The organism is Mucilaginibacter metallidurans, from assembly GCF_003286435.2.
Taxonomy (GTDB): domain Bacteria; phylum Bacteroidota; class Bacteroidia; order Sphingobacteriales; family Sphingobacteriaceae; genus Mucilaginibacter; species Mucilaginibacter gossypii.
In genome coordinates this window covers 4,752,150-4,772,030 of sequence record NZ_CP043449.1, presented here as the reverse complement: position 1 = coordinate 4,772,030, position 19,881 = coordinate 4,752,150, and the positions used below count along the sequence as shown (strand labels likewise).

Sequence of the window (19,881 nt, the reverse complement as noted above, 5' to 3'; positions counted from 1 at the left end):
TTTTTAGTTAGGGTTATAAACCAGTTCTTTTAAAGGAGGTACATCGTACTTGTCCTTTACTTCGTTCAGTTGCACAATAATGCCCTTGGTATAGGCATTGTGCTTGTAATTGTGGATGATCTCCAGCACATCCGGATCGATGTACCTTGAGTTCGATCCGTCGATCACCACTTCGGCGCCTTGAGGTAAGCTGGTAAGCGTTACCTGTATGGCAGCCTTGTTCAGGAAGGATACTTCCTCGGCCAGCTTAATCCTGATAACTTTTTTGCTGCCGTTTTTTTCCAGATGATAGAAATAAGGATTTCGCAGGTTGGTACGCAGAATATAAAAGATCCCCACCAGCATGCCTATGCCCACACCAATAAGCAAATCGGTCATAACAACGGCCACAATGGTAACTACGAAAGGGATAAACTGGCTCAAGCCTTGGTGCCACATGTGTTTGAAAAGGCTTATCCGGGCCAGTTTATACCCAGTCATAAGCAGGATCGCTGCCAAACACGACAGCGGGATATGGTTAATTAAAGACGGTATCGCCAGTAAAGCAACCAATAACAATATACCATGCAGTATGGCGCTCACTTTAGTGCGGGCACCGGCATTTACGTTTGCCGACGAACGAACAATTACTGCCGTCATGGGTAAGCCGCCAAGCATACCGCTAACGATATTGGCGGTTCCCTGTGCAAGCAGTTCGCGGTTGGTGGGCGAGATACGTTTGATTGGATCTATTTTATCTACAGCCTCCAGGCTCAGCAGTGTTTCTAAACTGGCAACCACCGCAATGGTGAAAGCCGTTATCCAAACCTGCTTGTTGCCTATCTGGCTAAAATCAGCTGATTTAAACAGCGCAAAAAATTCGGCACTGCTGTTTACCAGCGGTATGCGTACAAACTGCTTATCAAGCAAGGCAAGGCCTGTTCCGGAAAACGCGAGGCTTAGCCCGATACCGGCCAGTACCACCAATAAAGGAGCCGGAACTATAGCCAGCTTTTTGAACTTAGGCCAGTAGATCATAAAAGCCAGGGATACCACGCTGATGATCACTGCGCCATAGTTTATCCTGGCGAAAGCGCGTGTTATACCCGAAAAAGTGTTATGTTCATCAATTTGGCGAAAGCCCTCATCGCCCTCAAAATCGGCATCATAGCCAACTGCGTGCGGAAACTGCTTCATGATCAAAATAATACCTATCGCTGCCAGCATCCCCTCAATAACCGATGACGGGAAGTAATTGGCAATGGTGCCGGCTTTAACAATTCCAAGTATGATCTGGAAAACACCCGCCAGTACCAGGGCCATTAAAAAGGTTTCGTAAGCGCCAAGCGTAGTAATGGCATTAAGTACAATTACTGTTAAACCAGCCGCAGGACCGGCCACACTCAGTTGCGAGCCGCTAAGCGTACCTACTACTATACCGCCAATAATGCCTGTTAATACGCCCGCGAAGAGCGGTGCGCCTGATGCCAGCGCTATACCTAAACATAGCGGCAAAGCCACCAGGAATACAACGACACTTGAAGGAATATCCCTTTTTAAATTTTTGGGCAGAAAATATTTTTTTAGGTTGAGATTGCCCATAGCAGCCTCACCTTGCTTGATTTGCATAAGAATGAAAGTTGAGTAAGATTGTTAAAATGAATTAAAAAGCATTGCTATCCGGATAGGGAAGTATCCGGTTAAATTCACCTTATGCGTTTGGAGGGGGTGTAGGAACTACAGGGTGATAAACCTGTTTATATAAGGCGTTTTCCTGGTTGTGGAGAACTTTGGTTTCGGCAATAAATGTGATGAAGTTTATGGTATGAAGGTCATACTCATCGAAGATTTTTTTCTCCTTCACAAGGTCTTTTTCGGGGCTGTCTTTTTCAGTTTTGCTTTCCTGCTCCAACTGTAGGATCACCGCACTTACCGTTTTATTATCAAGATATAAAAAAACAGGTGCAAGCGAGATGCCCATCTTTATTACAAAGACGGTCATGAACAGCGCCACTACCCATATCTTATTATTCCTGATCTTCATCAACACAAATATATAAAAATCCGTTATTAAACCACCAGAATAAGTAAGCAAAAGCTATTCTTACAATATAATTACTATTTTTAGACAATTACTAACAACCTGAATTGTGGATAAAAAGCTTGATCTGTTAAGGCTAAAACGTCATGAAGCCATGCAGGGCGGAGGCCCGGTACGTATTGAAAGTCAGCATAAAAAAGGAAAATTAACGGCACGTGAACGTTTGCATTTTTTATTGGATGAAGGCTCGTTCCAGGAGATAGGGATGCTGGTTACCCACCGCTCCATTGATTTTGGTATGGAGAAAGAAAAATATCCTGGCGACGGTGTTGTTACAGGTTATGGCACCATAAACGGACGGCTTACCTACGTATTTTCCCAGGATTTTACAGTGTTTGGTGGCTCGCTTTCCGAAACCCATGCCGAAAAGATCTGTAAGATCATGGATCTCGCCCTAAAGAATGGCGCTCCCCTTATCGGCCTTAATGACTCGGGCGGTGCGCGCATCCAGGAGGGTGTGGTATCCCTTGGCGGTTATGCCGATATTTTTTACCGCAATACCATGGCATCGGGCGTTATTCCGCAAATCTCGGCTATTATGGGGCCATGCGCAGGCGGTGCTGTTTACTCGCCCGCCATTACCGATTTTATTTTAATGGTTGAGCATACCTCATACATGTTTGTTACCGGGCCTAACGTAGTAAAAACGGTTACGCATGAAGTGGTAACCTCCGAAGAACTGGGCGGCGCCAACACCCACGCCAGCAAATCGGGTGTTACTCATTTTGCCTGTGCCAATGAAATAGCCGCCATTCAGCATATCAAAAGCCTGCTGAGCTATATGCCTCAAAATTGTGAGGATAAAGCTCCTGCCGCTCCCTACGAAAACGGCGACGAGCTTAGGCCCGAGTTAAACACCATCCTGCCATCAATAGCCTCACAACCCTATGATATCCGCGAGGTTATTGATCATATCATCGATAAAGCTTCGTTTTTGGAAGTGCATAAAGATTTTGCCGAAAACATTGTGGTGGGCTTCGCGCGCCTGGCAGGCCGCAGCATTGGCATAGTCGCCAATCAGCCCGCTTTTTTAGCCGGAGTATTGGATATCCATTCATCAACCAAGGCTGCCCGTTTTGTGCGCTTTTGCGATTCCTTCAACATTCCGCTGCTGGTGTTTGAAGATGTTCCCGGCTTTTTACCCGGTACCGACCAGGAATGGAATGCTATTATCACCAATGGCGCTAAACTATTATATGCTTTTTGTGAAGCCACCGTTCCGCGTGTTACTGTAATTACGCGCAAGGCTTATGGAGGTGCTTATGATGTAATGAATTCCAAACATATTGGTGCCGATATGAACTTCGCCTGGCCATCGGCCGAGATTGCGGTAATGGGAGCCAAAGGTGCCGCCGAAATCATTTTTAAACGGGAGATCACGAAGGCCGAAGACCATGAAGCCAAGTGGCTGGAGATGGAACAATTATATTCCGATACCTTTGCCAATCCCTACCGCGCTGCCGAACGCGGATTTATTGATGAAGTTATTGAACCCGCCGAAACGCGCATTAAACTGATCCAGGCATTTAAAATGCTGGAAAATAAAGTAGTAAACAACCCGAGGAAGAAGCACGGGAATATTCCTTTGTAGGTTAAAGGCGAAAGGTAAAAGGCCAAAGGTTTGCATGTCCGTTTTTTCTGGCTCAAGTATTGTAGGGCTGCCAGTGCAGGGATTACTTGTGCCTTTTAGCCTATCCGGTGCCATTAAAAGCTTTGCGTTTGGCGAATTTGAAAAAAACCTTTTACCTTTCGCCTTTACCTTTCGCCTCAAAAAAAATGAAAAACATTTCTATCGAACAAATCCGTCCGGAGCTTACCTGGCGGTTAAGGCAACGTATCTTATATCCCGAAAGCAAACTTTATGAAATGGAGATGGAGGAGGATAACCATGGGTATCACTTTGCTGCTTTTAAAGATAATCATATCATAGCGGTAGTATCCCTTTTTAATAAAGGGAACGATTGGCAGTTTCGCAAATTTGCTGTTGATGAAACAGTTCAGAAAATGGGCATCGGTAAAGCAATGCTGGAGCATATAACCGATTTTGCCCTTACCAATGGAGGCGCGTTATTATGGTGCAATGCCAGGGTATCGGCCATTGGTTTCTATTTAAAACATGGCTTCACACATACCGGCAAGCTTTTTTCAAAAAACGGCTTCGACTACGAGATCCTCGAAAAACAACTTATTCCTTCCCCAGGCCAGCAATAACAAGAGTGGTAAGCTATCGAGCGCACAACTGTTTTAGGCTTTGTGCATTTTGCTTTCCGCTTTATAATTACTCTTTCATCAAATCAACAATAATAGCTTTGGCAAAATCATTGGGCTGTTTCTGGTTCGAGATCTTAGCCACCTCAAGTGCGGCCTCGATATCGCCCTGCGCCTCATAAACCACCGCAAGGTTGTAAGCAGCCCTGCTGGCCAGTTTTAGATCGGGGCCGTCAATAAGCGGGTTTAGTACCTTGAAAGCCTGATCAAATTTTCCTGCTTTGATCAATTCTACCGAGCTGCTTAGCTGGTCGCCATTGGTATACAGGGGCCTGTCATGATAGTCGGTGTACGGCAGGTAATCCTTTAGGGCATCCAATGCCGAATTACGGATAGCATCAAATAAAGGTCCGCCATGGGCAAGTAAGCTGGATGCATTACCATAAGGATTATTATCATTTATTTCAGCCTCGCCGTTTAGCCTTTTAAAGTAGATGCCATTGGCTTCATAAAGGGTAAAGCTGGTTTTAACCACCGATACCCGGTAAACCGACGGTACGCCGTTATAATACTCCTGCTGCAATTTGGTTTCGCCTTTAAAATCCTCAAACGCGAGCACATAAGAAGCGTTGTATTTTTTTGCCAGAAACTTCACCGAATCGGTATTGGCGGTAAAGTTAACCGAATCAACCAGTTGTACAACTTTTACACCGGGCAGCGCATGCAGCTGTACCGCTGCATGGTTTATAGCGGTATAAGCGGCGGCTTTAAATGTAGTTAATACGCGTTTATTGCGGTTACGGGCCGAATCGGGCATGTAGTGGTTAATGACCACGATGGTTGTTTTTGCCCTGTTGAAATTCAGCTTCGGCGCGTAATCAACCGGAACATTTACATATTGAGGTACGCTGCATGCCGTTAAAAAACATGCCGCAAATAGGATACAAGTTAGCCTGAATAGTTTCACCTTATTAAAAATTAAATATCGCGGAAAGGTATAACATAAGCATGAAAGCTTTATGAAATAACCGGTCATTTTTGTATCAAAACAAACCAGTGCCTTCATTGTGACTAAATATTTTCAAAAACGTTTAATATTGATTTTATATAATTGATATACCGCTTATATCCGGTTTAATTTTAGTGCAATGTCATGAGCTTTATTATATTTGCTGTATTACTACATTTAGATTGAAAACATTAATTCAATATGGCTAAAAAGAAACCTGACGCCCCGCAGCATACTTCCGTTGTAAACGAAACTTCCCTCGCGTTTTTTGAAAAATATATCAACAACCCCTCACCTACAGGTTTTGAATGGAAAGGCCAGGAGCTTTGGCTCGAATACCTGAAGCCCTATATTGACACCCATTATGTTGATAATTATGGCACCGCGGTTGGCATCATCAATCCCAAAGCCGATTACAAAGTAGTTATTGAAGCTCATGCCGATGAAATTTCATGGTTTGTGAATTACATCACTAACGATGGCTTAATATATGTTATCCGCAATGGCGGCTCCGATCATCAGATAGCGCCTTCAAAACGTGTAAATATCCATACTGATAGTGGCGTGGTTAAAGCTGTTTTCGGCTGGCCTGCTATCCACACCCGCCTGGGCGGTGATAAAGAAGAAGCGCCTACCCTTAAAAATATCTTTTTAGATTGCGGTTGCACCTCAAAAGAAGAAGTTGAAAAACTGGGTATCCACGTAGGTTGTGTTATCACTTACGAAGATGAATTTATGGTGCTTAACGACCGTTATTATGTTGGCCGTGCGCTTGATAACCGTGCAGGCGGCTTCATGATTGCCGAGGTTGCCCGTTTACTTAAAGAAAACAATGTAAAACTTCCTTTCGGTTTATATATAGTTAACGCGGTACAGGAGGAGATAGGTTTACGCGGTGCCGAAATGATAGCGCATAAAATTAAACCCAATGTGGCTATTGTTACCGATGTTACGCATGACACTCAAACGCCAATGATCAACAAAATTACCCAGGGCGACTTAGCCTGCGGTAAAGGCCCTGTTGTATCATATGCTCCGGCAGTACAAAACAACCTGAATAAGCTGCTTATTGAAAGTGCTCAAAAAGCGGGCATACCGTTCCAGCGTCAGGCATCATCACGGTCAACAGGGACTGATACCGACGCCTTTGCTTACTCAAACGACGGCGTACCATCTGCATTGATCTCATTACCTTTACGTTATATGCACACTACCGTCGAGATGATCCACAAAGAAGATGTTGATAACGTGATCCGTTTGATATACGAGTCTCTGCTGAATATCCAGGCCGGTCAGGACTTTAGGTACATCAAATAACAAAAAGTACAATTTGTAAAACAATAAGGGCAAAAATCCATTCCTTATTAACATTAATTATAAAATAGCTTTTAACAAATACCCCCGATACTATCTATGAAACCAACCTTACTGATATTGGCCGCAGGGATGGCCAGCCGTTATGGCAGTATGAAACAAGTTGACGGCTTTGGCCCCAACGGCGAAACAATTATTGATTACTCAATATATGATGCTATAAAAGCTGGCTTTGGCAAGGTGAGTTTTATTATACGCGAAGAGTTTGCCGAAAACTTCAAGGCGATTTTTGAGCCTAAGCTTGCCGGCCGCATTGAAACAGACTATGTATATCAAAGCTTTGATCTTAAGCCATTCGGTATTGATAAAGAGATTGAACGTGCCAAACCATGGGGAACAGCCCATGCTGTGTTAGCAGCCCGCAACCAGATCAACGAGCCTTTTTGTGTGATCAATGCTGATGACTTTTACGGCTATGATTCATTTGAAAAAATGGCTAAATTTTTAACCACCGACGTTAAAGACGACCAGTATTCAATAATAGGATACCAGATTGACCGTACATTATCTGACTATGGCTCGGTATCGCGTGGTGTTTGCAGCGTTGATGATAATGGTAACATGGTTGAAATTAACGAACGCACTGAAGTTTATTTTAAAGAGGACGGCAGCGTAGCTTATAAAGATGCAACCGGCGAACATCCGCTTGATAATGAAACACGTGTATCGATGAATTTCTGGGGATTTACACCGGCTATTTTCAAGCAAAGTGAGGATATGTTCAGGGAGTTTGTTGCTGCTAACGAAAACAACCCGAAATCGGAGTTCTTTATTCCCCTGGTTGCCGATAAGCTGATCAAAAATGGTACAGCCTCTTTTAAGGTGATCCCAACCGGTGCAAAATGGTTTGGAGTTACTTACAAGGAAGATAAACCAATAGTGCAAAAATGTATCTCCGACCTGGTTACAGGCGGCGTTTACCCCGAAAAACTTTGGGACTAATTAATATTTGCTCCTTCAAACAAAAAGCTCCCGTTCCAACCGAACGGGAGCTTTTTGTTTGATATGGCTTCCTTAATTAGTCCTGGTAAATAAAGAATGTTTTTTGATCACCGTCTTCATAAACGTGCAGGGTTTTCTTAACTACCTGGTTATTGGTTTTAACTTCCATAATGTAATCACCATCTTCAAGGTTGGTTAAAACATAACCCCTTTCAACATCGGTTTTGGTTGATACAACGTCTTTCAGCAAAAGTTCATTTTGTTTGCTGTAAACGCGTACAAATGAACGGCCGTTTTCTGATTTTGCAAGCGTTAACTTAACACCGCGGTCGTGGTCAAGAGCTTTAAAGGTAACAACCTCTTTAGCTTTAGGAGTTACATCGACGGCTTTAGCTGCTGTAGTAGCAAATACACCTGCGCTTAATAAGAAGAATAATGCTGATAATTTTATTGAAGTTTTCATGATTTTGAGCTTTTAAGTATGTTAAATATTTTGTGTTTGTTATTTTCAATGATCAAATGAACAACATTAATTTTAACTGCTAAAAAGTGTTATACCAGCACCGAAAAGATATAGACCAATACCCGAAAGCATTCGGCAAACACCAAAAACTCATTAATTATCAGTATTTTACAAGTTGGTCGAAAATTAAAGGGCGTTTATCGGGCAGGAAAGCGGGTTGGTCGTTTTCGGGGATGAAATAGAAAAATCTATGCAACGTTTTTGAAGCTCAATTAACAACCATGTCGTTGCGAGGAGCCGCAGGGGAAGAAGCCCCTGGGGCGACGTGGCAATCTCGTAGCTATACAGATCGGACTTGCATTGGCTACGAGATTGCCGCGCTGCGCTGCAATGACAACTTAAAACGGGTGTCATGCTGAGTGTTTAAATCCGGGGCTTCTGAAGGTGAAATGACAAATCCACCACGTCATTGCTGAGTTACGAAGCAATCCCCGACAGGATGGTAACGGGCTTCATTAGTATTTGACTTACATCGTCGCGCTCCTGGCCGCGCGGGCCAGTTACTTTTGTCGCCACAAAAGTAACCAAAAAGGCTTGCAGCAGAGAGGCTTCTTTGCGCACAACCTGGCCCCATAGCCATCGGCGCGGCCTTCACCCTGCAAAACGAACAGAACCACGGCTGCAATTATTTTGCCCCGCTTCGCACACAATGCCACCACTTCTGCAAAAACTTGCTATGCCCTGCAGCCGCACCGCCTAGCATCGTTCTGCTCGTTTTCACCCGAAGCTGATCTGCTGCGAAAAACCACATTTTTTATCTTGTCATGGGTAGCCTGTCGAAGCATGGTGGGTAAGCCTCTGCGCGCGAGTCTTCGACAGGCTCAGACTGACTGGCCCTCTTTTGTCATTTCACCTTCAGAGGCCTCCGGATTTAAACGTAATGACATTGTTTCTATTTGTTTTCCAAAGCAACTTTCTTCTTCCCAATACCTATGGTTACAAACGAGCGAGAGCTAAATGAAAGAGGAAAATCCGTTGACGTTTTATCTCAAACTCACATTTTACAAAACCAAGCATAACAAACGGCGTTGCCTTTAAGTACCTTTATCTATTCCGGGTACACCACAGGCATGAATTTAGAAATTGCAGGTAACGTACAGGGCTTTAAACAACAGGATGGTATTTTAACAATTAAAACCGCCGAAGCCGAAGCAAGGGTTTATATCTATAGCCCTACAATTATCAGGGTAAGCATCAGTAAAAATTTCAACCCGGATGATCCTTCCTTTGCGGTAATCAGGCAGCCACTGGCCGATTTTGATTTTGATGAGTCATCGGCCAATATTGATATTACTACACCAGCCTTGAAGCTCAGTATTCAGAAATCGCCTTTAAGGTTCAATTTTTTTACGGCTGCAGGTAACTCGCTGAGTGAAGATGACGCCCGCTTTGGTACAAACTGGCAGGGCGAACGGGTGATCTGTTATCGCCGGTTGTTTGAGGGTGAACGGTTTATTGGCCTGGGCGAAAAAACCGGTAACCTCGACAGGCGTAGCGCGGCCTATGTAAATTGGAATACCGATGCGCCAAACCACACGCCAGAATCCGATCCGCTGTATAAAACCTTTCCGTTTTTTATAGGATTACACAGCGGGTTAACTTACGGTTTGTTTCTCGACAATACCCATAAAAGCTACTTCGACTTTGGTGCATCCACAGATGAGGAAACAAGCTGGTTCGGTGCAGATGGCGGCGATTTGAATTACTACTTTTTCGGGGCACAAGGTGTTGCGAAAATAATTGAAGATTATACCTGGCTTACCGGCAGGATGGAAATGCCGCCGCTCTGGAGCCTGGGCTACCAGCAATGCCGATGGAGTTATATGAGTGCCGATGAAGTGTTGAACATCGCCCAAACCTTCCGCAAAAAACAGATCCCTGCCGATGTAGTGTACTGCGATATCGACTATATGGACGATTTCAAGATCTTCACCTGGAACAAAAAAACTTTCCCTAAGCCCAAGCAAATGCTTGATAAACTAAAGGCGATGGACTTTAAGCTGGTTACCATTGTTGATCCGGGAATTAAGGTAGAAGAAGGTTATAAGGAATACGATGAGGGTATTGAGCAGGATTATTTTGCCAAATATCCCGACGGCGAAAATTATACCGGCTATGTGTGGCCGGGCCGCTGTCACTTTCCGGATTTTTTCAGGGAAGAGGTACGCGAATGGTGGGGAGCAGCCTTCACCGCTCTTACCCAACCCGGCGTTGAAGGTTTCTGGAATGATATGAACGAGCCTGCCGCCTGGGGCAAAATATCCCCTGGATAGTAAAATTTGGAGATAAGTTTATGCCGGAAGTGCGTAATGCCTATGGTATGCAAATGGCCCGCGCCACTTATGATGGCACAAGAAAGATCATGGGAAACAAACGGCCGTTTGTACTTACCCGCGCCGCCTATTCGGGCACGCAGCGCTATTCGGCCGTGTGGACGGGCGACAACACCGGCACCGATGCCCATATGCTTTTAGGACAACGACTGGTAAATAGTTTGGGTATTACAGGTATGAGTTTTATCGGGGTGGATATCGGCGGCTTCAGCGGCAACCCTACGCCCGAGCTCATGGTACGCTGGAACTCATTGGGCGTATATACCCCAATGTTCCGCAACCATGCCATACAAGGCAGTAAAATGCGCGAACCATGGGAATGGGGTAAAAATAATGAACAGATCATTAAGAAGGACATTGAACAACGGTATAAACTCCTGCCCTACCTCTACAGCAGCTTTTATCAATCAACCCAAACCGGCCTGCCGGTAAGCCGTACATTAGCTATTGAGCACAGTTTTGACGGGAATGTTTTTGATGAGCGCTTTCAAAATGAATTTATGTTTGGCGACGCGATACTGGTTACTCCTGTTGAAAGCACTAAACTAACCGAAGATGTTTATCTGCCCCAGGGCTCGTGGTATAGGTTAAGCAGCGATAAGTTTTATGAGGGAGAACAGATTGTTAATGTTCAGGCGCCGCTAACAGATTTGCCGGTATTTGTTAAGGCCGGCGGTATTATCCCCATGCAAAGTGTTGTACAAAGCACCAATGAAAAAGGCGATGGTATTTTGAGAATCCACATCTGGAATGGCAGGGAAGCAAATAGTTTTATTTATTACGAAGATGATGGCGTATCATATGATTATGAGCAGGGTGTTTATTACAAACGTGTTATCAGTTTCAATCCCATAGAAAAGAGCCTCAGTTTATCGTTAGTTGAAGGCTCATTTAAATCGAGGTTTATGCAGTTGAGATTTGTTTTGCATGGTTTTGATGGGGTTAAGCTGCAGGAAGAAATAGTAGAGAATAAAAACGGAGAGATTGAAGTGAAATTGTAATTGTTGTTTCATTTGTTTGAGTAGTGATTGAACCAGTCTCATGGTTTGTAATATGCGGCGGGAAGGGCTCAGGCGCCCAAAACAGGCTGGCCTGCCATTCGGCCTCAGAGAGGTATGATAGTCATAGAAAATTTAAAGAATGGCGGGCTTCAGCGGAGTCTCCAAATCGTGGGCTAAACATTGGCTAACCTTTTGCCGGTACTCATCGTTCAAAATGGGTATAAACAACATTATAGTTTTTTCTGTCCTTAAATATTTTCAAAATTTCTTTAATTAATTGATAATAAGTAAATTTGTGCGGAATTAAAATCCTAAACATGAAACACAAGTACATAATTATAGTATTACTGCTTGCCGGTATTACTGCCATTTACACCTCGTGCCATAAGCTTAACATGGCGCCTAACAATCAAAGTACAGTAAGTAAAAAAGAAGCGAGTGTGCAAATTGCGCAAAGCCTTGTTGGTATTTTTAACCCCGAAAACGGCGGGTTTGATTTTAAGAGCGGTTTAAGTATGCCAACCGATCTTTCCTTGAACAAAAAAGGTAAGATCAAAGTACAATCTGTTGACCCTCAGCCACAGTGCGGCGCCAAAATGGATACCACGATAGCATTTAATTTAGATCAAAGCGATACCTCTAAAATTGATATCTGGGCTAAGGTTAAATATGAGCTTACCTGTACCAATGGAGTGCCTTCAGGTGTTACTGCTAACGATAGCTTAAATATGACTATGGCAGGCAGCGGTTTTACAATGGTTTTAAAAATGGGTGAAAACCTGATACTCAGAAGCCTTAATCCGGGTGTTGAACATGCGCAATACTCTTTTGATGGCCCTGTGAATTATTATGCCAGGGTTAACTACACCAAACCTACAACAGACCAGCCAAATGTTGAAGGCACGTTTAACTACAATTTTAAATCAATTGTTGTTGATCCAACAAAAGCCCCCGATTTTATTTTAAGCGGAAGTGCTGCCTTTTCGAGTAAAGGAAGTATTGGAAAAAATGTCTGGAACTATAAAGGGACGATAACATTTTTAGGGGGACACAAAGCAACGATCACTATAGACGGTACGGTTTACACCGCCGATCTGATGACCGGCGAAGTTAACTAACCAGGTTTTAAAATATATGAAAAGCCCTGCTCCCTAACCGGATGCAGGGTTTTTTATATGCTATGGTTTTTTAAATGCGGCATGCTTTTTATAGCCGACATACTTGACAAAAAAATGGGGATTATTTTCCACGTATTTTTCCCCGAAGCGGGGAAAGCAGGTAGTGGGTGTGTTTTGTGTTCCGTTGCTATCAGTAGTATAAATCGTTAACTGTTTTATAAAAAAGGAAAATGAGCCTAAAAACACATATCCCGGCCGTTTTTTGGCGAATTTTTTACCTGGTGGTATGCTTATTGCCAATTGAGGCAAAGAGATCTAAACTTTATCTTATACGTTTATGAAACTAAATCTACGCAGTGTATTACCTTTATTAGCGGGTGTGGCTATTCTTTATTCGGCCTGTACAAAAACAGGAATTAATGTAAAATCCGATCCATCAACTGTAAAAGCAAGCGATAATGTAGCCAGTTCGGCAATCGCAGATAACCTGGCAAAATCATTGGCCGGTTCTTTTGGAGGGGCCAGCCTTGACGACGGTGTTACCCCCTCAACCAATGCCTCATCAAAGCTTAAAGTACAGAGTACGTATAGTTGCGGTTTTTATATTGATACCAGCCTGAACCGAGTATTTAATCAAGGTGACACCTTAAAAGCAACCAAAACAGGCGGTACCAAATATTATTTTATTTGTGACGGCAACAAAACTGTTGGTTACGATTCGGTTGATTCATTAAATACGGTAGGCAGTGGCCCGGGTTATTCATTCGTTTACAATATTGTTCAGAAATATAAGGTTAGGGGCCTTAACACCAATAACTCAAACTTCTCGCTTGATGGTCCGATGAAAGCCTATGTTGATAACGAATACACAAAATACAAAACGTTTAGCAGGGTGCATAATACCTACGTGTTCACTAACCTGTATGTACATGGCAACGATAAGTTTGATATCACCAGCGGTACAGCTACTTTCCGTTCGGAAGGAAAAACAAACGGCGGGGGCTGGGATTACAGCGGCACCATTGTTTTCCTGGGCAACCACAAGGCAAAGCTAACTTTCCTTAATAAAATTTTCTTAATTGATTTACTAACCGGTAAATCAACACCTGCATAATCACGATCTTTCAATCAATAAATTATGCCCTGTGCCGGTTTCCGGTACGGGGCTTTTTTGTGCCTGAAACAATAACTTATTATATTGCCGTCCCATCCTGTTGCTCCCCCTTTAGGGCGCCGGGGGATCAATCATGAAACGCCTCTTATCAAACCTAACTTTCCAGGTACTTATTGCCATTGCCCTTGGGGTAGTGGCCGGCTTATACGTTAAAGGCTTTGCCCCAACTGCCGAACTCATCAGCAAAACGTTTATCAGTCTGATCACCATGTTAATTGCGCCTATCATATTTTTAACCATTGTGCTGGGCATTGCCGGCATGAGCGATATGAAAAAAGTGGGCAGGGTAGGTGGTAAAGCTTTGTTGTATTTCGAGATCGTAACCACCTTCGCGCTTGTCATCGGCGTTACCGTAGCCAATATTATTAAGCCTGGTGCAGGTTTTGAAAACCATGCTGCAAAAATGGATACCGGCAAATTAGCCGTTTACGAAAAAGCTGCCGCCGAAATGCACTGGGGCGATTTTATTGCCCATATAGTCCCCTCAAATATGTTTAAAGCTTTTGCTGAAGGCGATATTTTGCAGATCTTGTTTTTTGCGATACTGTTTGGTTTTGGGTTAAGCCGGATGGGTAAAAGTGGCGAAGCGGTTATCCAGCTATTTGATAAACTTTCGAAAGTGTTTTTTAATATCATGAAAATAGTGATGAAGGTGGCGCCGATAGGGGCCTTTGCAGGGATGGCTTTTACGGTAAGCAAATATGGTATCCAAACCCTTAAACCGCTGGCTTTGTTGATGGGCTCGGTTTATCTGACCATGTTCCTGTTCATATTTGTAGTATTGAATATTATTTGCCGGCTGTTTAAGTTCAGCCTTTGGGAATATCTGAAATACATCAGGCAAGAGATCCTGATCGTGCTTGGTACATCCTCATCCGAATCTGCTTTACCTGCTATGATGGAGAAAATGGAGAAGTTTGGCTGTTCAAAATCGGTTGTTGGTTTGGTGATCCCCACGGGGTATTCTTTTAATTTGGATGGCACTACGATTTACTTGTCCATGTGCGTGATATTCCTGGCGCAGGTGTTTAATATCCCGCTTTCATTAGGGCAGGAGTTAACGATTATCGGGATCCTGATGATCACTTCCAAAGGAGCAGCAGGTGTAACCGGAAGCGGTTTTATTGTGCTCACCAGCACGCTCACAGCCATCAAAATAATCCCGGTTGAAGGTTTGGCGATATTAATAGGGGTCGACAGGTTTATGTCGGAAGCGCGGGCCATTACCAATGTAATTGGCAATGGTGTGGCGACAATTGTGATTGCGAAGAGTGAGGGGGAGTTTGCCCCAAGAGAATGATTTCGGAATTCGGATGTTCGAGTTCGGGTTTTGTCTGAACCGGGATTTGAAGGATTTTTTTGATTTACGGTTTTTTTTGTCTGAACCCGAATCTACCAGAATGAAAAGCAAATTCAATAAATTGCTAAAATTAATTTAATTCGAGTTCAGACAAATAGCCTGGGCCGCAGGCAACGCCCTAATTTAGTTGGCAGTAGATAGTTTTCAGTTGGCAGTTTTATTCAACGGGAACTTTATAATCATAAAAAACTTAAAACACGTAAACACCCTGTAACCACATCCATTCCTCTCTAAAAGTCACTTTTATGTTAACATATAAATTTAGATTACAATAGGGTTTGACATTCGGGCAAAAACTTTAGCTTTGCCGTACTAAAACGAAAAAACCAATGAGTGTACTCGTAAATAAAGATTCAAAAGTTATTGTACAAGGTTTCACCGGTAAAGAGGGTTCATACCATGCCGAGCAAATGATTGCTTATGGCACTCAGTTAGTTGGTGGTGTTACACCAGGTAAAGGTGGTCAGACCCATTTAGACAGGCCGGTTTTTAACACGGTTAAAGATGCCGTTGTTGCAACCGGTGCCGATGTATCCATCATTTTTGTACCTCCTGCTTTTGGTGCAGATGCTATTATGGAAGCTGCTGAAGCCGGCATTAAGGTTATTGTTTGTATCACTGAAGGTATCCCTACAAAGGATATGATTGCAGTAAAAGAATATCTTACAGATAAGGATGCACGCCTGATTGGTCCTAACTGTCCGGGCATCATTACTGCTGATGAGAGCAAAATTGGTATCATGCCTGGCTTTATTTTCAAAAAAGGTAACGTTGGCGTGGTTTCAAAATCAGGTACTTTAACTTATGAAGCGGTTGACCAGGTGGTTAAAGCCGGTTTGGGTATCACTACAGCTATCGGTATCGGTGGCGACCCGATCATTGGTACACCAACGAAAGAAGCTGTTGAGTTATTAATGAACGATCCGGAAACTCATGGTATCATTATGATTGGTGAAATTGGCGGAAACATGGAAGCTGATGCTGCCCGCTGGATCAAAGCAAACGGTACTAAACCGGTTGTTGGTTTCATTGCTGGCCAAACAGCGCCTCCGGGCCGCCGTATGGGCCACGCTGGTGCTATAGTAGGTGGTGCTGATGATACAGCTGCTGCTAAAATGAAGATCATGGCCGAGTGCGGGATCCGCGTGGTTGAGTCGCCGGCTGAAATTGGCGCTGCCATGGCAGAAGAATTGGCTAAGTTAGCGTAAAGCTTAAGGCGAAAAGCCGAAAGCGAAAAGCTTTTTAATATTGAAGATCCCGGTCATGATTTGGCCGGGATTTTTTAGTTTAAGATGATTACTTCTTAAATCTCAAAAAATATGTCATTGCGAGGAGGAACGACGAAGCAATCGCATGCTATACAGGGCGGTTATGCCTAGCCACGCTGCGTTTGCAATGACATATTTTATTAACAGTATTCAAATGGATGAAATAGCTCAAAGCGATAGGATTCTGCAATTCAGATTCAGACAATTTTTCCGTATCTATGTATATGGTCAAAAATCTACTTAAATCCGCTTTTGCCCTCTTGTTGGCTACAGTAAGTTACACCTCCACTGCCCAACCCTACAAGCCCGCAACGTTTACTGATCCCGACAGGTTAAAAAAAATCCGGGCTACGTTCCCTGTCATCGATCAGCTTTATAAAAAATATGCTGAAGATAATCACTGGCCGGGATTGGTGTATGGCATTGTGGTTGATGGTAAACTGGTGCACAGCGGTGGTTTAGGGTATACCGATATTGATGCTAGGATCAAGGCCGATTCATCGTCGGATTTTCGGATCGCCTCCATGACCAAAAGCCTTACCGCTATGGCTATCCTAAAACTCAGGGATGAGGGCAAGCTAAAACTGGATGATCCGGCTTATATTTATATCCCCGAGATGAAGGGGTTGAAATATTTGACCAAAGATGCTGTCCCTGTAACCGTAAGGCATCTGCTTACGCATACAGCAGGTTACCCGGAAGATAACCCATGGGGCGACAGGCAACTTGCAGTTAGCGATGAAGAACTCCTGGCGCTATACAAAAAAGGCATTTCATTTTCCAATAATCCTGGTCAGGGCTATGAGTACAGCAACCTTGGTTTTGCTACGCTGGGATATATCATCAAAAAAGTATCGGGCAAAACTTACGAGCAATACATCACAGAAAATATCCTTAAACCGTTAGGTATGATACATACCTATTGGGAATATACCAAAGTGCCCAAAGATAAACTGGCGCATGGCTATCGCTGGCTTGATGGTAAATGGATTGAACAGCCTCTGCTGCATGACGGGGCTTACGGTGCGATGGGCGGCCTGATAACCACTATTGAGGATTTTAGCAAATACATGGCTGTACATATGGATGCCTGGCCCCCGCGCGATGATGCCGAAGCCCTGCCTGTAAAACGCAGTTCTATCCGGGAAATGCAATACCCCTGGGATGTGAATTATTTAACTGTAAATGCTAAAACAACCACAGGAAGGCCATGTCCCAATGTAAGTGCCTATGCCTACGGTTTACGTTGGGCAAAGGATTGTGATAACCGCGTATACATTGGTCATACAGGGGGCTTACCGGGTTTCGGCAGTCAGTGGAATATCTTGCCGGAGTACGGTGTGGGCGTTGTTTCGTTTGCCAACCTGACTTATGCCCGTGCTGGTTATCCCAATAACCAGGCTCTGGATACTTTATTGGCTCTTTCGGGTATAAAACCACGGCAATTGCCGTCATCAGCCATATTAGAGCAACGTAAAAATGATCTGCTTAAAGTCATCGCTGATTGGAGCAAGGCTAAAGAAAGTGGCATTTTTGCTGATAACTTTTTTATGGATTATTTCCCCGATAAACTTCAAGCAGCCGCAACGGAAGCTTTTGCAAAAACGGGCAGAATAATAAGCGCCGGTGATATTGTTGCCGAGAACCAGTTGCGCGGTTATTTTATAATCAAATGTGAAACTGGAAATATCAAAGTGAGTTTTACACTTACACCCGAAAACCCGCCATTGGTGCAGGAGTTTCATTTTGATGTGGTGCAGTAATAATTGTTAAAATCTTGGGCTCGTTTGTGACGAGCGCGCTTAATATGGTTTGGTGATTGCATTGCCTCTTGCGTTACAAACGCAAACCCAGGTTGCGCACTCGTTACAAACGGGCTCGAGTATAAAGCTTGTTTGCAAATGAGTGCAAGTAGGAATCTCAAAAAAATGTCATTGCGAGAAGGAACGACGAAGCAATCGCATGCTATACAGAGCGGCTATGCCTCCGTGCGGTTGCCACGCTTCGCTCGCAATGACATTTTTATTATACATCTTTTAAAAGCAATCACGTCTTCTGCTTTTTCTTCTTCGCCGCCGGGAAAAGCACATTGTTTAATATCAGCCTGTAGCCAGGAGAATTGGGATGAAGCTTAAGATCTGTCGGCGGATCATTTACAGCATGCTGGTAGTCTTCTGGGTCGTGGCCGCCGTAAAAGGTCCATTGGCCTTTGCCGTATTCGCCGTGAATATAGCGGGCCTCGTTGGCGGTTTTCATTTCGCCCATGATGGTAACGCCGGGTTTGAGCATGCTTTTGTTGTAGGCCGTAGTTAAGCCCATAAAACCTTTTATTACTTTGTCATGATCCTGCGTAAGCATGCTCGGCACAACATCCCATTTGGCCGAAAAATCAAACAACGTAAAGAAATCCCGGGTACGATCAACCTGGCGGGTGGTGGTAACGTCGATATTGCTGAAGGAATGTGAAATGGGGTTCATATCCAGCGTAAAATTCTGAAAGGCGAACGTTTGACTAAAATCGAGTTTGGATTGCGCGTCCTGGTCGGCAGCATCACCGTCGAACATACGTTCGCAGATATCTGTGTTAGCAGCCGATAGTGCAATGTCAAAAGTATCGGTACCTGAGCACATGGCAAACAGGAAGCCGCCGCCTGCGCAAAAATCGCGGATGTTTTGGGCTACGGCCAGCTTCATTTTTGATACCTTGCTAAAGCCCAGTTTATGGGCCATGGCCTCCTGGATCTTGATATCATCGGTATACCATTGCGCATAACGGAACGCACCGTAAAACTTGCTGTATTGCCCCGTAAAATCCTCATGGTGCAGGTGCAGCCAGTCATACTTGGGTAATTCGCCGTGGATCACCTCTTCGTCGTAAACTACGTCGTACGGAATTTCGGCATATTTTAAAACCAAGGTAACTGCATCATCCCAGGGCAGCTTGTTTTTGGGGGAGTAAACCGCCATGCGGGGGGCTTTCTCCAGTTTAACCAGGTCCATATTTACCGATGGATCGCTTACTTCGGTAATAATTTCGGTGGCTTTGGCATCGGCAATAACTTCGTAGCTCACCCCGCGAATCTTGCATTCTTCCTCAACTTTTTGGCCGTACTTCATCATGAAACTGCCACCACGATAGTTGAGCAGCCAGTCGACTTCTTCGCCGTTTTTGAGCACCCAGAAAGCTATCCCGTACGATTTGAGATGGTCCTTTTGCTCATCATCCATAGGAATTAATATAGATGCAGCCCTCGACGTAAAAGGTAAAAGGTAAAAGGCGAAAGGTAAAAGGAACTTTAGCTTTATAAGTAAAAGACGAAATGTAAGAGGTGAAAAGTTATTGCCTGATGAATTATTCACGATCCTTGTTGATTTGTTTACTGCCGGGTTATCAAATGTAACGAATAAAGGGCTAATGTATTTTAACCATTTTTAACACATAAGGGCTTCTGGCTTTATGCATGTTGTTTTAGTTTTATGGCGTTGTTAAA

The 19,881-nt window shown here is 43.8% G+C and carries 16 protein-coding genes; 11 read left to right on the top strand and 5 right to left on the bottom strand.

The window, feature by feature from the left end; genetic code table 11:
• Positions 1-3: 3 nt before the first annotated feature.
• Together DIU38_RS20140 and DIU38_RS20135 are read right to left on the bottom strand one after the other, a co-directional pair.
• The gene (locus DIU38_RS20140; RefSeq protein WP_223266110.1) at positions 4-1,608 is read right to left on the bottom strand and encodes a SulP family inorganic anion transporter; all 1,605 of its coding nucleotides are present in this window, start codon (positions 1,606-1,608) and stop codon (positions 4-6) included.
• 82 nt (positions 1,609-1,690) lie between these two features.
• Positions 1,691-2,023, bottom strand: coding sequence for a hypothetical protein (locus DIU38_RS20135; RefSeq protein WP_091172064.1), 333 nt, complete (start codon positions 2,021-2,023; stop codon positions 1,691-1,693).
• A 106-nt stretch (positions 2,024-2,129) separates the two neighbouring features.
• Here DIU38_RS20135 and DIU38_RS20130 point away from each other — a divergent pair, with 106 nt between their 5' ends.
• Positions 2,130-3,671, top strand: coding sequence for an acyl-CoA carboxylase subunit beta (locus tag DIU38_RS20130; RefSeq protein ID WP_217633227.1), 1,542 nt, complete (start codon positions 2,130-2,132; stop codon positions 3,669-3,671).
• Positions 3,672-3,856: 185 nt separating this feature from the next.
• Positions 3,857-4,291, top strand: a complete 435-nt coding sequence (locus DIU38_RS20125; protein WP_112658942.1) for a GNAT family N-acetyltransferase — start codon at positions 3,857-3,859, stop codon at positions 4,289-4,291.
• Positions 4,292-4,358: 67 nt separating this feature from the next.
• Here the strand turns inward: DIU38_RS20125 and DIU38_RS20120 are convergent, their stop codons facing one another.
• Positions 4,359-5,255 (bottom strand): DUF6340 family protein, encoded by an 897-nt coding sequence (locus DIU38_RS20120; RefSeq protein WP_146750450.1) that lies wholly within the window; start codon positions 5,253-5,255, stop codon positions 4,359-4,361.
• Positions 5,256-5,498: 243 nt separating this feature from the next.
• On the opposite strand from DIU38_RS20120, the gene DIU38_RS20115 reads away from it, so the two are divergent.
• Both DIU38_RS20115 and DIU38_RS20110 read left to right on the top strand, forming a co-directional pair.
• Entirely contained in the window at positions 5,499-6,614 is a 1,116-nt protein-coding gene (locus DIU38_RS20115; RefSeq protein WP_112658918.1) for a M42 family metallopeptidase, read from the top strand.
• A 96-nt stretch (positions 6,615-6,710) separates the two neighbouring features.
• Positions 6,711-7,613 (top strand): nucleotidyltransferase family protein, encoded by a 903-nt coding sequence (locus DIU38_RS20110; protein WP_090534248.1) that lies wholly within the window; start codon positions 6,711-6,713, stop codon positions 7,611-7,613.
• A 76-nt stretch (positions 7,614-7,689) separates the two neighbouring features.
• Here DIU38_RS20110 and DIU38_RS20105 read toward each other — a convergent pair whose 3' ends face one another.
• Entirely contained in the window at positions 7,690-8,076 is a 387-nt protein-coding gene (locus DIU38_RS20105; RefSeq protein WP_112658916.1) for a hypothetical protein, read from the bottom strand.
• 1,130 nt (positions 8,077-9,206) lie between these two features.
• Here DIU38_RS20105 and DIU38_RS34495 point away from each other — a divergent pair.
• From DIU38_RS34495 to DIU38_RS20070, 7 genes are all read left to right on the top strand, one after another.
• A complete protein-coding gene (locus DIU38_RS34495; RefSeq protein WP_149354134.1) occupies positions 9,207-10,409 on the top strand; it encodes a glycoside hydrolase family 31 protein in 1,203 nt (400 codons plus the stop codon).
• Between the two features lie 20 nt (positions 10,410-10,429).
• Positions 10,430-11,470: a glycoside hydrolase family 31 protein gene (locus DIU38_RS34490; protein ID WP_149354133.1), complete on the top strand. Its 1,041-nt coding sequence runs from the start codon at positions 10,430-10,432 to the stop codon at positions 11,468-11,470.
• Between the two features lie 317 nt (positions 11,471-11,787).
• On the top strand, positions 11,788-12,588 hold the full coding sequence (locus DIU38_RS20090; protein ID WP_112652718.1) for a hypothetical protein: 801 nt from the start codon (positions 11,788-11,790) through the stop codon (positions 12,586-12,588).
• 337 nt (positions 12,589-12,925) lie between these two features.
• Positions 12,926-13,702, top strand: a complete 777-nt coding sequence (locus DIU38_RS20085; protein WP_112652716.1) for a hypothetical protein — start codon at positions 12,926-12,928, stop codon at positions 13,700-13,702.
• A gap of 133 nt (positions 13,703-13,835) precedes the next feature.
• The gene (gene dctA / locus DIU38_RS20080; RefSeq protein WP_112652715.1) at positions 13,836-15,062 is read left to right on the top strand and encodes a C4-dicarboxylate transporter DctA; all 1,227 of its coding nucleotides are present in this window, start codon (positions 13,836-13,838) and stop codon (positions 15,060-15,062) included.
• A 389-nt stretch (positions 15,063-15,451) separates the two neighbouring features.
• Positions 15,452-16,330 carry a succinate--CoA ligase subunit alpha gene (gene sucD / locus DIU38_RS20075; RefSeq protein ID WP_090534235.1) on the top strand — a complete coding sequence of 293 codons (879 nt, stop codon included), beginning with the start codon at positions 15,452-15,454 and terminating at the stop codon, positions 16,328-16,330.
• Positions 16,331-16,614: 284 nt separating this feature from the next.
• Positions 16,615-18,153 carry a serine hydrolase domain-containing protein gene (locus tag DIU38_RS20070; protein ID WP_208057752.1) on the top strand — a complete coding sequence of 513 codons (1,539 nt, stop codon included), beginning with the start codon at positions 16,615-16,617 and terminating at the stop codon, positions 18,151-18,153.
• 283 nt (positions 18,154-18,436) lie between these two features.
• Here DIU38_RS20070 and DIU38_RS20065 read toward each other — a convergent pair whose 3' ends face one another.
• The gene (locus tag DIU38_RS20065) at positions 18,437-19,618 is read right to left on the bottom strand and encodes an asparagine synthetase B (RefSeq protein ID WP_112652713.1); all 1,182 of its coding nucleotides are present in this window, start codon (positions 19,616-19,618) and stop codon (positions 18,437-18,439) included.
• Positions 19,619-19,881: the final 263 nt, after the last annotated feature.

Coding starts and splice junctions, on each gene's coding strand:
- DIU38_RS20140 (WP_223266110.1), bottom strand. CDS start 1,608: ATGCAAATCAAGCAAGGTGAGGCTGCTATGGGCAATCTCAACCTAAAA.
- DIU38_RS20135 (WP_091172064.1), bottom strand. CDS start 2,023: ATGAAGATCAGGAATAATAAGATATGGGTAGTGGCGCTGTTCATGACC.
- DIU38_RS20125 (WP_112658942.1), top strand. CDS start 3,857: ATGAAAAACATTTCTATCGAACAAATCCGTCCGGAGCTTACCTGGCGG.
- DIU38_RS20115 (WP_112658918.1), top strand. CDS start 5,499: ATGGCTAAAAAGAAACCTGACGCCCCGCAGCATACTTCCGTTGTAAAC.
- DIU38_RS20110 (WP_090534248.1), top strand. CDS start 6,711: ATGAAACCAACCTTACTGATATTGGCCGCAGGGATGGCCAGCCGTTAT.
- DIU38_RS20105 (WP_112658916.1), bottom strand. CDS start 8,076: ATGAAAACTTCAATAAAATTATCAGCATTATTCTTCTTATTAAGCGCA.
- DIU38_RS34495 (WP_149354134.1), top strand. CDS start 9,207: ATGAATTTAGAAATTGCAGGTAACGTACAGGGCTTTAAACAACAGGAT.
- DIU38_RS34490 (WP_149354133.1), top strand. CDS start 10,430: ATGCCGGAAGTGCGTAATGCCTATGGTATGCAAATGGCCCGCGCCACT.
- DIU38_RS20090 (WP_112652718.1), top strand. CDS start 11,788: ATGAAACACAAGTACATAATTATAGTATTACTGCTTGCCGGTATTACT.
- DIU38_RS20085 (WP_112652716.1), top strand. CDS start 12,926: ATGAAACTAAATCTACGCAGTGTATTACCTTTATTAGCGGGTGTGGCT.
- dctA (WP_112652715.1), top strand. CDS start 13,836: ATGAAACGCCTCTTATCAAACCTAACTTTCCAGGTACTTATTGCCATT.
- sucD (WP_090534235.1), top strand. CDS start 15,452: ATGAGTGTACTCGTAAATAAAGATTCAAAAGTTATTGTACAAGGTTTC.
- DIU38_RS20070 (WP_208057752.1), top strand. CDS start 16,615: ATGGTCAAAAATCTACTTAAATCCGCTTTTGCCCTCTTGTTGGCTACA.
- DIU38_RS20065 (WP_112652713.1), bottom strand. CDS start 19,618: ATGGATGATGAGCAAAAGGACCATCTCAAATCGTACGGGATAGCTTTC.